This window comes from Pseudomonas sp. B40(2017) (assembly GCF_002112855.1).
Taxonomy (GTDB): Bacteria; Pseudomonadota; Gammaproteobacteria; order Pseudomonadales; family Pseudomonadaceae; genus Aquipseudomonas; species Aquipseudomonas pharyngis.
The window spans coordinates 652,419-667,892 of the sequence record NZ_NEIT01000001.1; the positions used below are offsets into that span (position 1 = coordinate 652,419).

Consider the following 15,474-nt stretch of genomic DNA (forward strand, 5'->3'; position numbering starts at 1 on the left):
CTTGATATGACTGACAACCTGATCGAAATCCGTGACCTCAGCGTCGCCTTCCACGGCCAGACCGTGGTGCGGAACCTGTGCCTGGACATCCGCCCCGGCGAGTGCCTGGCACTGGTCGGCGAGTCGGGCTCGGGGAAATCTGTGACGGCCCATTCGATCCTGCAACTGCTCCCTGAATGCGATGCTCGGACCACCGGCAGCATCCGTTATCGTGGCCAGGAACTGGTCGGCGCTGATCCCAAGACCCTGCGCGACCTGCGGGGCAATCGCATCGCCATGATTTTCCAGGAGCCAATGACCTCGCTCAATCCGTTGCACACGATTGAAAAGCAGATTGGCGAGACCCTGTTACTGCACCGTGGTCTCGGCGGCAAAGAGGCCCAGGCACGGATCCTCGAACTGCTGGAACTGGTGGGCATCCAGAAGCCGAAAGAACGGCTGAAGGCTTATCCGCATCAACTGTCCGGCGGCCAGCGCCAACGGGTGATGATCGCGATGGCCCTGGCCTGCGAACCCGAACTGCTGATCGCCGACGAACCGACCACCGCCCTCGATGTGACCGTGCAACGCAAGATCCTGGTGCTGCTCAAGTCCCTGCAACGGCGCCTTGGCATGTCGCTGCTGCTGATCAGCCACGACCTCAATCTGGTGCGCAGCATCGCCCAGCGGGTGTGCGTGATGAAGGCTGGGGAAATCGTCGAGCAGGCGCCGTGCGAAACGCTGTTCACCGAGCCGAAACACCCTTACAGCTGCGTGTTGCTCAATGCGGAACCGGAGGGCGAAGCGCTGCCCCGGGACGAACGCGAGAACGTGCTGGAAGTCGATGACCTGCGGGTTGATTTCACCGTCGGCGGCGGGTTGTTCCAGCGCAAGCAATACCTGCGCGCGGTGGACGGCATCAGCCTGAACATCCAGCGTGGCAAGACGCTGGGCATCGTCGGCGAGTCCGGTTCGGGCAAGTCGACCCTCGGTCAGGCGATCCTGCGGCTGCTCGACTCCAAGGGCAGCATTCGCTTCCAGGGCACGGCACTCGACGGTCTCGACCAGAAGCAGATGCGACCGTGGCGCCGGCAGATGCAGGTGGTGTTTCAGGATCCGTTCGGCAGCCTCAGCCCGCGCATGTCGGTGGCACAGATCATCAGCGAAGGGCTGGAAGTGCATTGCCAGTCCACCGCCGACGAGTGCGACGATCAGGTGATCCGCGTGCTCAAGGAAGTGGGCCTCGACCCCGAAAGCCGCCATCGTTACCCCCATGAGTTCTCCGGTGGCCAGCGTCAGCGCATTGCCATCGCCCGGGCGCTGGTGCTCAAACCAGCGCTGATCCTGCTCGACGAGCCGACGTCGGCACTGGATCGTACCGTGCAGAAACAGGTGGTCGCCCTGCTCCGCCAGCTTCAGGAAAAACACGGCCTGACCTATTTGTTCATCAGTCACGACCTGGCTGTGGTGCGGGCACTGGCCCACGACATGATCGTGATCAAGGACGGCAAGGTGGTCGAACGCGGCGCCAGCCATGACGTGTTCGACTCACCGCAGCATCCCTATACCAAAGAGCTGTTGGCGGCGGCGCATCCGGGATAGGCATAATCGCGCCACCTGACTTCCGCCAATGGACGCCGCCATGAACACCACCGAAAGCCTCAAGGATTACCAACGGGTCCGCACGCTGGCGATCCGTTCGTTGTTCGAGATCATCGAGCAATCCAGTGAAGGCACGGTGATTGTCGACCGCGATGCGAACATCGTCTGGATGAACGAGCGCTACGCCCGGCGCTTCGGTCTCGACTCCGCCGCCGGGGCCATCGGTAAACCCTGCGAAAGCGTGATCCCCGGCAGCCTGCTGCGCGAAGTGGTGCGCACCGGGCGGCCGATTTTGCTGGACATGCAAGACACCCCGAAGGAACCACTGGTGGTGATGCGCCTGCCGATCCATGACGACGCCGGATCAGTGATCGGCGCCATCGGTTTTGCCCTGTTCGACGAATTGCGCACGCTGTCGCCGATGCTCAAACGCTACCTGAGCATGCAGGAAGAACTGGCCTCGACCCGTTCGCTGCTGCGCGCCCGGCAGACCAAATACAACTTCGCCCACTTCATCGGCACCAGCGCTGCCAGCCTGGAGGTCAAACGCCGTGCCCGTCGCAGCGCCAGTGCCGAGTCGCCGGTTCTGTTGCTGGGCGAAACCGGCAGCGGCAAGGAATTGCTGGCGCAGGCCATCCACGGTGCTTCGCCACGGGCGCACAAGGCCTTCGTCAGCATCAACAGCGCAGCGATTCCCGAGGCGCTGCTCGAGGCCGAGTTCTTCGGCACCGCGCCCGGCGCCTTCACCGGCGCAGACCGCAAGGGCCGCACCGGCAAGTTGCAGATCGCTCAGGGCGGGACGCTGTTTCTCGACGAGATCGGCGACATGCCGCTGCCGCTGCAAAGCAAATTATTGCGGGTGTTGCAGGAAAAGGAATTCGAGCCTGTAGGCTCCAACGACGTGATCCAGAGCGATGTTCGGGTGATCGCCGCGACCTCGACGGATCTGGAAGCGGCTATCAAGCGTGGCGAGTTCCGCGCGGATTTGTATTACCGGCTCAACGTGCTTCCGATTCAGGTGCCGCCGCTGAGGGAGCGGCTGGATGATCTGCCGGCGCTCAGTGAGGCGATTCTTGAAGAGCTGCGCAGTCAGCACGAACTCAACCGTGAAGCGCTTGAGCTGTTGGGTCAGCATGCCTGGCCGGGGAATATCCGCGAGCTGCGCAATGTGCTGGAGCGGGCGGCGTTGCTCAGTGATGACTTGATGCTGACGGCGGATGACATTCGTGCGGCGATTGGCACGTTTACTCCGGTTGAGCGAACGCTGACGCCTCTGGCAGAGCCGGCAACCAACGAGACTTTCAGTCAGGCCCGCGAGCGGTTTGACCGACAGTTGATTCAATCGACCCTCGCGCAATGCGGGGGCAAGGTGATTGAAGCGGCTGAGCGGCTGGGACTTGGGCGGTCGACGCTTTACAAGAAAATGATTGCTCTCGGAATAGCAGAGTCTCATTAAAGAGACATCATTCTCCATAGAGGGACAACATCAAAAGCTTCGTGCGCAAGCCCGCTCCCACAGGGGAATGCGTTCAACTGTGGGAGCGGGCTTGCCCGCGAAAGCGTCCTCTCAGTCATAGAAGTCTCTAAACCGAGACACAACCCCGAAGACCGTCGCCAAAAATCAAACTAACTCCTTTTATTTCAACAACTTAACTAGCTGGCACAGTTCTCGCTATGGCCTCGGCTACACCCGTTCCACCCACAAAAATAACAATCGAAGGAGCACACCATGAGTGTGATCATCGCCTTGGCAGCCCTCGCGCTGCTGATGCTCGCGGCCTACCGTGGCTACAGCGTTATCCTTTTTGCCCCGATCGCCGCCCTCGGCGCCGTCCTGCTCACCGACCCGTCTGCCGTCGCCCCTGCTTTCACCGGGGTGTTCATGGAGAAGATGGTCGGTTTCATCAAACTCTACTTTCCCGTGTTCCTGCTCGGCGCGGTGTTCGGCAAGCTGATCGAACTGTCGGGGTTTTCCCGCTCGATTGTTGCCGCAGCGATTCGTCTGCTCGGCACACGCCAGGCAATGCTGGTGATCGTGCTGGTCTGCGCCCTGCTCACCTACGGCGGCGTTTCGCTGTTCGTCGTGGTGTTCGCGGTCTACCCGTTCGCAGCGGAAATGTTCCGCCAGAGCAACATCCCCAAGCGCCTGATCCCGGCGACCATCGCCCTCGGCGCGTTTTCCTTCACCATGGACGCCCTGCCCGGTACGCCGCAGATCCAGAACATCATTCCCAGCACCTTCTTCAACACCACCGCGTGGGCGGCGCCGTGGCTGGGTGTGATCGGCACGATTTTCGTGTTCTGCGCCGGCATGCTGTTCCTGCAACGTCAACGCAACAAGGCGCAGCGTGCCGGTGAAGGCTACGGCACCGAACTGCGCAACGAACCGGAAACCGCCGAAGACCTGAAACTGCCAAACCCGTGGATCGCTCTTTCGCCGCTGCTGGCGGTGGGCATCATGAACCTGCTGTTCACCCAGTGGATTCCACAGTGGTACGGCAAGACCCACAGCCTCGCGCTACCGGGCATGGCCGCGCCGGTCACCACCGAGATCGCCAAACTCACGGCGATCTGGGCGGTGCAGGCAGCCCTGTTGGTCGGCATCCTGATGGTGCTGGCGTTCGGCTTCCAGGCGATTCGCAGCAAACTCGCCGAAGGCAGCAAAAGTGCAGTCAGCGGTGCGTTGCTGGCGGCAATGAACACCGCCTCTGAATACGGTTTCGGCGCCGTCATCGCCTCGTTGCCGGGTTTTCTGGTGCTGGCCGACTGGCTCAAGAGCATTCCCAATCCGCTGGTCAACGAAGCGATCACCGTGACCCTGCTGGCCGGTATCACCGGTTCCGCTTCGGGCGGCATGAGCATCGCGCTGGCAGCGATGTCCGAACAATTCATCAGCGCCGCCCATGCCGCCAACATTCCGCTGGAGGTGCTGCACCGGGTGGCCGCGATGGCCAGCGGCGGCATGGACACCCTGCCGCACAACGGCGCGGTGATCACCCTGCTCGCCGTCACCGGCCTGACTCACCGTGAGGCCTACAAGGACATTTTCTGTATTACGCTGATCAAGACCCTGGCGGTTTTCGTGGTGATCGGCACTTTCTACGCCACTGGCATTGTGTGAGGTATTGATGACGACTCTTTCTGGCAAGACCGCACTGGTTACCGGCTCCACCAGCGGCATCGGGCTGGGCATTGCCCTGACGCTGGCCAAGGCTGGCGCCAATCTGATCCTCAACGGTTTTGGCGACGCGTCGAAGGTGATCGCCGAAGTCGAACAGTTCGGCGGCAAGGTCGGCCATCACCCGGCAGACGTCAGCGACCCTGCGCAGATCGCCGATATGATCGCCTACGCCGAGCGCGAGTTCGGCGGCGTGGACATTCTGGTCAATAACGCCGGTATCCAGCACGTCGCGGCGGTGGAAGAGTTTCCGGTGGAGCGCTGGGATTCGATCATCGCCATCAACCTGTCGTCGGTGTTTCACAGCACCCGCCTCAGTCTGCCGGGCATGCGCGCCAAGGGTTGGGGACGGATCGTCAACATCGCCTCGGTGCACGGTCTGGTCGGGTCCACCGGCAAGGCCGCGTATGTAGCGGCCAAGCATGGGGTGATCGGCCTGACCAAAGTGGTCGGCCTGGAAACCGCCGCCAGCAACGTCACTTGCAACGCCATCTGCCCGGGTTGGGTGCTGACGCCGCTGGTGCAGAAGCAGATCGATGATCGCGCAGCCAAGGGTGTCGACCCGCAGCAGGCGCAACACGACCTGCTGGCAGAGAAACAGCCGTCGCTGGAGTTCGTCACCCCGGCACATCTGGGTGAGCTGGTGCTGTTTCTGTGCAGCGAGGCCGGCAGCCAGGTGCGTGGCGCAGCGTGGAACATCGATGGCGGGTGGCTGGCGCAGTAAGCCCTGCCCTTGTGGGAGCCAGCCTGCTGGCGATAGCGGATCATCATTTGACTGACCGATCTCAATCGCCAGCAGGCTGGCTCCCACAGGTCATGTGAACAACAAAAAAAAGAGGCAAACCATGTCCGACATTCTCTGGCAGCCCGATGCCAAACGCATTGCCCGGTCCCGCATGGACGGCTTTCGGCGCTTCATCAATCAGCGCCACCACCTGAAGCTCGACGACTACCCGGCCCTGCACCAATGGTCCATCGACCAGCGCGAAGCGTTCTGGCAGGCGATCGTGGATTTCTTCGACATCAGTTTTCACACCCAGCCCGACGCTGTTCTGCGTGGAGGCATGAAAATGCCGGGGGCCGAATGGTTTCCCGGCGCCACGTTGAATTTCGCCGAGCATCTGCTGAGTCGGCGCGACGATGCCATCGCTGTGATCGCTATCGGGGAAAACGGCCAGCGAGAACTGCTGACCTGGACCGAACTGGCCCAGCAAGTCGCCGGGTTCCAGGCCAGTCTGCAAGCGGCCGGCGTCGTGCTCGGCGACCGTGTTGCAGGGTGCATGCCCAATACCTGGCAAACCCTGGTGGCGATGCTCGCGACCACCAGCCTGGGGGCGATCTGGTCTTGCTCGTCGCCGGACTTCGGCACCCACGGCGTGATCGACCGGTTTGGCCAGATCGAACCGAAAGTACTCATCACCTGTGCCGGTTACCGTTACGCCGGCAAAGAGATCGACCAGACCGTCAAGATCAACGAAATCCTCGAACAGCTGCCGTCCCTGCAACAGTTGATCATCGTGCCCTACGCACAACCTCACGCCCATGCCACGGATTACCGCACGCCCGCCAACGTCACGCTGTGGGACGACTTCTATGACCCCGGCGATGAGCCGCACTTCGTCCCGGTGCCGTTCGACCATCCGCTGTACGTGCTGTATTCCAGCGGCACCACCGGCGTGCCGAAATGCATCGTGCACAGCACCGGCGGCGTGCTGCTGCAACACGTCAAGGAACACGGGCTGCATGTCGACCTCGGCCCCGGCGACCGCTTGTTCTACTACACCACCTGCGGCTGGATGATGTGGAACTGGCTGGTCTCGGCACTGGCGGTCGGCAGCACAGTGGTGCTGTATGACGGTTCACCGTTTTATCCGGACAACGAGCGGTTGCTGGAGTTGCTGGACGACGAGCAGGTCAGCGTGTTCGGTACCAGCCCGAAATTCCTCGCGACCCTGGAAAGCAGCGGCATCAAGCCCCGGGAAAGCCATGACTTCAGCAGCCTGAAAACCCTGCTCTGCACCGGTTCCGCGCTGTCACCGCAGAGTTATGAATTCGTTTACCGCGATTTCAAGCCGGACGTTTGCCTGTCCTCGATGTCCGGCGGTACGGACATCGTGTCCTGCTTCGTCAATGGCAACCCGCTATCGGCTGTGCGTCGGGGCGAACTCATGGGCAAGAGCCTGGGCATGGCGGTGGAGGTGTGGAACGACGCAGGCAAGCCGGTGATCGGCGAAAAAGGTGAACTGGTGTGTACCCGGCCGTTCCCGGCGATGCCCATCGGGCTCTGGAACGATCCCGATGGCGAAAGGCTGCACAAATCCTATTTCAGCCAGTTCCCCGGCGTTTGGGCCCAAGGTGACTACGCCGAACAACTGCCCCACGGCGGGATGCTGATTCACGGCCGCTCCGATGCCGTGCTCAACCCCGGTGGCGTGCGTATCGGCACGGCGGAAATCTACCGCCAGGTGGAGAAAGTCCCGCAAGTGCTGGACAGCGTCGCCATCGGCCAGCACTGGCAGGACGACGTGCGCGTGGTGCTGTTCGTGCGTCTCAAGGAAGGCGTAACGCTGGATGAGGCACTGCAACAGCAGATCCGCCAGGTGATCCGCGCCAACACCACGCCGCGGCATGTGCCGGCAAAGATCGTTGCAGTCACCGACATTCCACGCACGATCAGCGGCAAAGTGGTTGAACTGGCGGTTCGCAATGTCGTGCACGGTGAGCCCGTGAAAAACACGGATGCCCTGGCCAACCCCGAAGCATTGGAGCAGTTTCGGGATCGACCAGAACTGACTGGTCAGTGAAATGGGGCATCCTCTGAGTGGATGCCCCAGCGATCAAAGGTCGAACGCCAGCAGGACTTCTCCTTCAATCTGCTCGCCGTTGCTGGCCGTCACGGCGCTCTGCAGTGTTTCAAGGTTGCGACGGAATCGCCAGTTGTACTCACCCGACGCCTGATCCAGCAACAGGGTCATCACGGCGTAGGTATCGGCATTCTCCAGGGCGCGACTCTTGTCGTATTTTCCCGACGCGCCTTCGCCGGTCGATGCTTTGAAACTGCCCCGGCTCGCATCCACACCGGCATCGGCCTGGATACTCGTCGGGACGCGCGCGTGACCCCGCGCCAGATTAATCAACGGTGCGACGTCCAACTTATAATGCTCGGCCTCGATTGCCGGCTTCATGGGGGCAATTGCAAGCTGTCGGAATTTCGGATCGACTTTAAAGACTTCATGAATCAGGTCATCGGCAATGACGTTGGTACTCAGATGTGCATTGTGGAAATGATCCTGCAGATTTTCTCCGTACACCTTCATAAACCGATGAGTCTCGGAGGCAGGCATGCCCGCTCGCCTCCACGCAAGGTAAAGCGCGGAGTCGATAAGCATCGTTCGGCCATCCTCCTGAACCGCTTCCAGAAGGCAGTTGCCGAACGAAAAGCCGTCGAAGTCGGTTTTGATTAACTTGAGATACGTCAGCATGTTGTCTCGCCCCCTGGCACTGCTGCCAAACAGCAAACCGGCTACCAGGTCAGTCTTGAGCTGATCGACATTATTGACTAGAGACCTCAAGGCTCCATCGACCTTGCTGGACGCCCTGGGCAAGGCTCTGCCGATGATTTGGCCGATATAGGCATCCGGCAGTTTTCGGAAAGACTGATAGGGTCGCAACGCATGAGCAAAGGTGAAATCACTCAGCTTCGGCCCCCAGGCCCGCCCTGATCGGTTGATTGCGAACCAGTGAGTACCTTGCTTGAGCGCCCGGACATTCAGTACTTGAGCCGACGTAGCCGATGGCCGCCAGCTACCCTGGCACAGTCTTGCGTAATCACTCGCCTGCCACAGATCGACAGACGCTGCATGGCCCACAATTCGACGCAACTGGAACCTGGCGGACGTGAGGGTCTTCACACCATTTCGAACAAGCCGCGCACCGCCTCGTCCGAGTAGTTTGCCGCCAGTTCTGGCCATCGCGCCAAAGCCATCGAGTGGATTGAAGACCGAAATCGTCGTGCTCAAGGCGAACCTGGCCAGACTGGCAACCTTAGCCGTAGTCGACACCGAACGCGCGATCACGCTCATCACTTTGCTGGCGACGCCAACAGCGGTTCCGAGCAGTCCGATAGCATCCATGACGCAACCAAACACACCGCTGGCGATACGGTCCTTGTCACCGGAGGTCAGATCGGCGATACAGCTTCTGAAAGGCACTACCAGATTCAGAACGTACTCCCCGAGTTTCTCCAGACGTTGCCTTTCTTCTTCCAGCGGCGTCGGCAGCAATGCGACGGATTCGACATCCTTGTAGGTCGCTGGCGGATGATGATCGACGATAAAGGCTGCCAGCGCCGTTAATTGAACGTCGTCAAAACTTTGATAGGCAGTACCGTTGTATTCGGCCGAACGATTTATTTTGCGCAGCGTTCCCAGTTTGTCGATGACACCGCGACTGTCGTTGGCACTGGCGCTTCTGCGCCCTTCGGTGAAACACCCCAGGTCCGTCGGCAACGTCAGTACCGCTGCTGCCGGCACGTACGCTTTCAGATTCCCGTCATAGTCCAGACGCGAAGCCTTGTTCATGGCACCGCAAAGGCGGACCAGTTCAGCCAGTCGTTCATTTTTGCGACACACACCCTGCAAGGTGAATACTTCATAGCAGAGCAGTTCATTGCCACCCTTCAAGGCACACATGACAAAGCCATAACGGCCGGTCGCTTCATCTCGAGCCTGCTGAGTCTCCGACAGCACCGTCCTGGAAACTGACGCGGCGCCCGTCAAGCCATTCTGTGTGGACACCGGCGGCGTGTGATAAACACCTACGGACGGTCGCAGGGTGAAGAAACTGACATCACCGTTCAGAAATACCCGACGATCCGCCGAAGGCATTCTGGAAATGGCCAGCTTCAACGTGGTGGTCATTGCACCTTTCAGGTTGTCATACCACCGCGAAACCTCCTTGATTACAAAGGGCTTGATCGGCGCCAACGCGTATATCGGCGCGCCGAACTGTCTGAAGATGCTGGGTTGATTCATCAGGTCCCACTGCCGGCTCGTAAGTTCTCCCGAGGCATGAATTTCGACCATTGATCTGGCTTTTGGATCGGGTTTGGTCACTTTATCCAGTACAGGCCGTATGTCCAACGCGAACGATGGTGCAGGCACCTCGCCCGCATCACGCACTCGCTGTTCAAAAAGAACGTCCTTCTCCAGGAAATCGCATCCCGGAAGGGCTCTTTTCAACTCTTGCAATGCGCAGGTCATTTTGTCAGGCAATGGTCTGGCCAGCACCTCGGCTGTCCGGGCTAACAGTTTCATGTGCGTTTCATAATGGCCAACACCACATTCGATGCGCTCTGAGGGTCCGCAGCCAAGGCGTCATGAGTGATGATGCCGTTGATAAGCCCCCAATCGAGCACCGGGTCAATGACCGCAATGGCTCGTAGATCACGCAAGGATTTGCTCGGCTGTTCCATATTGCCAAACACTTGGATTTTGCTGGCATTCATTACACGGGCCAGCCCTTTGGTTTTCAGCTCGAGGGTCGCCACCGCACTGCAAAAGCTGATCCAGCCAACAGAACCGACCAGCATATCTTCACTGATGCCTTGCACCAGAAATTCCGGTGCCTGTTCACCGAGCATGATATGGGCGGCTAGAGCGGCGGCTTCCCGGGACACTTTTCTTGTAGCAATCAAATGATTTTCGAAGTGTTTTAAGACTGCATAAGGATGCAAATCGCAATTAGCTGGCTGATAAAGATCATACCCACAAATAACGTTTCTGTTTTCAGAGCCCTCTGTTGAGTCTAGATCGATAATAATGGCGCTCAACATCAATTGACCCAGTTCTTCCGGCGCCATGGAGTCGGTGTCATCGGCGCCATACCAATCCAGTGCCTGGATATATTTTTTCGCCAGAAGTTGAGTGTCCTCGTGAAACAAAATCCCCTCTATCAACCATCCATTATCGGCATTGGCTCCTGCCAACGCGCTTGCGGCGCCCTTGTATACCTTGTCCAGCAATCGGACATCATGGGTTAATAAAGTAGCTGTAAAAGCCTTGATACGACTTTTTTCTGCATCTGTCAGAACGACGGACATCTCATCTTCGCCACTGATCTGCCCCCAATAATTCCCAAACCAAGGATCAAATGCTTCAAGGCTTAGATGCTCGATAAGCTTTTTGCAATCGCCCACAGTGGCAGGAATATCGAACTCATAGAATCTCAGCCATTGTTCCAGCGACCCTTCATTGGTGTCCCAGATCACTCCACCTGTCTGCGCCGCGCACCGCGCCAACAAGTCCAAGTCATTGCGGTCTTGGTCGAGGGTGGCGTACAGCGGCAACGGGGGCAGCAGCTTACCTTTGGAAAAAATCAGCAGTTCACCCTCTTCCGTCAAGGCGGCGTGGCTATAGGTTTCGATAGCAAGTGCATTGATAACGTCCTGTATGAATGCACGCTCCTGCAGTTCCTCGATGCGGCCAGCCAGCGGTGCATGCAGATTGTAAATTGACGAGCCCTTGACCATGTTAAAAAAACTGCCTGACAGATCCAGCTGAACATCATCGGTCTCGCCATACTTGCCGACATTCTTATTCAGTCGCTCTACAACCAATAGTGTTTCTTCACGATCAGCTGCCAAACGTTTTACATCCGCCTCTGTCGTCGAGACAGCAGACGCATTCGATTGAATTCTCACAAATAATCCTCAAAAAATATCTGACAAAAGAACAGGCAAATAACCTTTAAACAGACTCAAGCAAATACTGTTTAAAATCGACCCTTACGATGTCAGCTAATTTTTCAGAACCATTCAAAAGTATGCAAACTTCAAAAAAACAATAACAAAACCAGCACAACGCCTTTTACTCTTCAAAATTGCCAGGCCTTGCGGAAAAACATTTTTTACAGTTGCTTACTATTCATCAAGCAGTCCCCAACTTTCCGAAGAAGTTTTGTCGGCACGTACATTTTGCTCATTTAACTTCAGTGAAAGACGCAAGTTATTGACTGAGTCAGCATTTCTCAATGCTTCGTCTTCACTGATTGCACCTTCAATCACTAGTTGATGCAGGGCGCTGTCAAAGGTACGCATACCAAGTTCCCCGGACTTTTCCATGATGACTTTCAGATCGTCCAACTGGTTGTTTTTGATCAGGTCGGCAATCGTCGGCGATCCCAGCATCACTTCCACGGCCGCGCGCCGCTGCCCATCGACGGTTCGTACCAGACGCTGGGACACAAGAGCCTTGAGGTTGTTGCCCAAGGCGTGCATCAGTTGAGGACGCCGCTCCTCGGGAAATAAATTGACGGCTCGATCCAGCGCCTGACTGGCGTTGACAGCATGCAATGTGGAGAGAACCAGATGCCCGGTTTCGGCGAACGCCAATGCATGCTCCATGGTCTCGCGGTCGCGGATCTCGCCGATCAGCACCACGTCCGGAGCCTGGCGCAAGGTGTTCTTGAGCGCCGCATGAAAGCTACGTGTGTCGACCCCGACTTCGCGCTGATTGATGATCGACTTCTTGTGTCGATGGATATACTCCACCGGATCCTCAATGGTGATGATGTGCCCGCTGCTGTGGCGATTGCGATGATCGATCAGCGCCGCCAGGGAGGTAGACTTGCCGGAGTCGGTAGCGCCCACGAACAGAATCAACCCCTGCTTGAGCATCACCGTTTCGAGCAGCACTGGCGGTAATTTGAGGTCTTCGAATCGCGGAATGTCGAGTTTGACGTTACGGATAACAATCGACACGTCGTTGCGTTGTTTGAAAATATTGACCCGGAAGCGGCCGATACCCGTTCGAGAAATCGCCAGGTTCATTTCCAGATCCCGGTCGAACTCACGGCGCTGCTCGGCGTCCATCAGGGAGGCGGCGACACTGCTCACCTCGCCGGGTTTGAAGGGCTGGTCGCTCAAGGGCGTCAGTACCCCGTCGAACCGCGCACTGGGTGGTGCACCGGTGGAAAGAAACAGATCCGAACCGTGACGGCTCGCCAGCAGTTTGAGCAGTGCGTCGATTTCCATGGCAAGAAACACCCGTGAAGCTTTCAATGAATCGCAAGGCCCGTCGTCGTGACGCAACGGGCCTTACAGCGTCTACCGCACTAGGATAGTAGACGCCGCCTCACCGACCGATGCTCAGGATTGATGTGATGAACGCTGTACCGAACACCAACGACGCCCAGGCATTGATTGCCCGCACCAACTGGAGCCGCAGCCCGCTGGGCGCCTCCGGCACCTGGCCACAGAGCTTGCGCACCGCGGTGGACATCGTGATTCACTCGCCGATGCCAATGCTGCTGTTGTGGGGTCCGCAGTTGACCCAGATCTACAACAACGGCTTTGCGCTGCTGGCCGGCAGCAAGCATCCGCACGCTTTCGGACAGCCGGCACACCAGATATGGCCGGAACTTCGAGACTTTACCGACCCGATTTACAGCGCAGTCCTACAAGGCCAGGTGCGAACCTACAGCGAACGGCGCTTCACCTTGCAACGGGACGGCAAGGATTCCGACTTCTGGCTGGATTTGACCTACAGCCCGATCCGCGATGAAAGCGCGCAAGTGGCTGGCATTCTGGTCACCGCCATTGAAACCAACGAACGCCGGCGCATCGCCCTGGAACTGCAGCAACGCTCGGAAGACAGTCTCAAGGCCCAGCGCGAAAGCGAAGAGCGCCTGCAACTGGCGCTGGCAGCCACCGATGCGGTCGGCACCTGGGATTGGGACATCGGCGAAGACCGCTTCATCGCCGACGCGCATTTCGCCCAGTTGCACGGTGTCGATCCGGCGCTGGCCGGTCAGTTGCCGATCAGCGAATACCTGCAAGGCGTGCACCCCGAAGACCGCGCGATGATTGCCCGCAGCATCAAGCACTGCATCACCCACGGCACCGAATACGCCGAGGAATACCGGTTACTGCAAGCCAATGGCGAGCTGCGCTGGGTGTTCGCCCGCGGGCGCTGCTACAAGGATCATCATGGCCGGCCGATGCGTTTTCTCGGCGCCGCGCTGGATCTGACCGAGCGCAAGCACACCGAACAGGCATTGCGCCAAAGCCAGACCGAGCTGCAACTGATCATCAACGCCATGCCGATCCTGATCAGCTATGTCGACCACGAAGAACGCTTTCGCCTGAACAACGCCGCGTACCTCGACTGGTACGGGCTCACGCCTCAAGAGCTGTACGGTCGCACGATCCGTGAGGTGATCGGCGAAGAGGCCTATTTCCTGCGGGCGCCGTACATCGCCGAAGCCCTCGCCGGCCGCCCTTGCTCGTTCAGCCTGTACACGCCGCACCGCGACGGCAGCCAGCGGCATGCCTTGATGAACTACCTGCCGCGCCACGGCGCGGACGGTGCGGTGAACGGTTTCTACATCTTCGTGATCGACGAGACCGAACGTAAAAAGACCGAAGAAGCCCTGCGCAACCTCAATGAAACCCTTGAGGAACGCGTGAGTGCGCGCACCGAACAACTGGCCCAGGCCAACCAGCGTTTGCAGAACGAGATGTTCGAACGCGAACGCGCCGAAGACGCTCTGCGCCATGCGCAGAAAATGGAAGCGGTCGGCCAGCTCACCGGCGGCATCGCCCACGACTTCAACAACATGCTGACCGGCATCATCGGCAGCCTCGACCTGATGCAGCGCTACATCGCCAATGGCCGCGCCGATGAGATCGGCCGTTTCACCGACGCGGCGGTGTCCTCGGCCAACCGCGCGGCGGCACTGACCCACCGTCTGCTGGCGTTCTCCCGGCGCCAGTCGCTGGATCGCAAGACCATCGACGTCAACGAACTGATCCGTTCGCTGGAAGACCTGATCCGCCGCACCAAGGGTGATCCGATCGAGCTCAAGTTGCGCCTCGCCGACAATGTCTGGTCCGTCAGTACGGATGTCAGCCAACTGGAAAACGCCCTGCTCAATCTGGTGATCAACGCCCGCGACGCCATGCCCGACGGCGGCGAGCTATTAATCGAAACCGCTAACGTCTACCTCGACGGCAACGACATCACCACCCTCGAACCGGTCAAGGCCGGTGACTACTTGATGCTCGCGGTGAGCGACAACGGCACCGGCATGACGCCTTCGGTGCGCTCCAAGGCGTTCGATCCGTTCTTTACGACCAAACCCATCGGGCAAGGCACCGGGCTCGGGTTATCGATGATTTATGGCTTTGCCCAGCAATCGGGTGGACACGTCAGCCTCGACAGCCTGCCTGGCCAGGGCACCTGCGTGCGGCTGTACTTGCCGCGCCTCCACGCGCCGGAACCTGAGCAGCCATTGGCGGAAACGGTCAGCGAGACACCCACCCCCGCGACCGGCGAAACCGTGGTGGTGGTCGAGGACGATCCGGCGGTGCGCATGCTGGTGATGGACCTGCTCAAGGAGCTGGGTTATCGCGCCCATGAGGCCGAAGACGCCAGGAGTGCCCTGCCGCTGCTGGAGTCGGACATGCGGGTTGACCTGCTGGTGACCGACGTCGGCCTGCCAGGCATGAACGGCCGGCAACTGGCTGAGATCGCCCGCCAGCATCGTCCGGGGCTCAAAGTGTTGTTCATGACCGGTTACGCGCAGAAAGCCGCCGAACGCCAGGGCTTCCTCGAAGACGGTATGGACATGGTCGCCAAACCGTTTTCCATCGAACAGCTGGCCGTCAAGATCCGCACGATGACCAGCCAAACCCCGTGACTTGAGGCATAATCCGC

9 protein-coding genes are annotated in these 15,474 nt (G+C 59.2%); 6 read left to right on the plus strand and 3 right to left on the minus strand.

The genetic code is table 11. From position 1 onward, the window contains the following. Positions 1-6 precede the first annotated feature (6 nt). The 5 genes from CAF76_RS03050 to CAF76_RS03070 all read left to right on the plus strand — a co-directional run bounded on the left by CAF76_RS03050 (position 7) and on the right by CAF76_RS03070 (position 7,563). Positions 7-1,581, plus strand: coding sequence for an ABC transporter ATP-binding protein (locus CAF76_RS03050; protein ID WP_085646776.1), 1,575 nt, complete (start codon positions 7-9; stop codon positions 1,579-1,581). 40 nt (positions 1,582-1,621) lie between these two features. After that, positions 1,622-3,037 (plus strand): sigma-54-dependent Fis family transcriptional regulator, encoded by a 1,416-nt coding sequence (locus tag CAF76_RS03055; RefSeq protein WP_085646777.1) that lies wholly within the window; start codon positions 1,622-1,624, stop codon positions 3,035-3,037. A 273-nt stretch (positions 3,038-3,310) separates the two neighbouring features. Further along, positions 3,311-4,702 carry a GntP family permease gene (locus CAF76_RS03060; protein ID WP_085646778.1) on the plus strand — a complete coding sequence of 464 codons (1,392 nt, stop codon included), beginning with the start codon at positions 3,311-3,313 and terminating at the stop codon, positions 4,700-4,702. 7 nt (positions 4,703-4,709) lie between these two features. Continuing rightward, on the plus strand, positions 4,710-5,483 hold the full coding sequence (gene hbdH, locus CAF76_RS03065) for a 3-hydroxybutyrate dehydrogenase (RefSeq protein ID WP_007952053.1): 774 nt from the start codon (positions 4,710-4,712) through the stop codon (positions 5,481-5,483). 121 nt (positions 5,484-5,604) lie between these two features. Further along, positions 5,605-7,563, plus strand: a complete 1,959-nt coding sequence (locus tag CAF76_RS03070; RefSeq protein WP_085646779.1) for an acetoacetate--CoA ligase — start codon at positions 5,605-5,607, stop codon at positions 7,561-7,563. A 33-nt stretch (positions 7,564-7,596) separates the two neighbouring features. On the opposite strand, the gene CAF76_RS03075 is transcribed toward CAF76_RS03070, so the two are convergent. From CAF76_RS03075 to CAF76_RS03085, 3 genes are all read right to left on the minus strand, one after another. Continuing rightward, positions 7,597-10,074, minus strand: coding sequence for a hypothetical protein (locus CAF76_RS03075; protein WP_085646780.1), 2,478 nt, complete (start codon positions 10,072-10,074; stop codon positions 7,597-7,599). Beyond that, entirely contained in the window at positions 10,071-11,459 is a 1,389-nt protein-coding gene (locus CAF76_RS03080) for a hypothetical protein (RefSeq protein ID WP_143491802.1), read from the minus strand. Before CAF76_RS03080 ends, CAF76_RS03075 begins: the two co-directional genes overlap by 4 nt. 219 nt (positions 11,460-11,678) lie before the next feature. Further along, positions 11,679-12,791 carry a PilT/PilU family type 4a pilus ATPase gene (locus tag CAF76_RS03085; RefSeq protein WP_064596992.1) on the minus strand — a complete coding sequence of 371 codons (1,113 nt, stop codon included), beginning with the start codon at positions 12,789-12,791 and terminating at the stop codon, positions 11,679-11,681. A gap of 128 nt (positions 12,792-12,919) precedes the next feature. Between CAF76_RS03085 and CAF76_RS03090 the strand changes: the two genes are divergently transcribed. Continuing rightward, on the plus strand, positions 12,920-15,457 hold the full coding sequence (locus CAF76_RS03090; protein ID WP_085646782.1) for a PAS domain-containing protein: 2,538 nt from the start codon (positions 12,920-12,922) through the stop codon (positions 15,455-15,457). Positions 15,458-15,474: the final 17 nt, after the last annotated feature.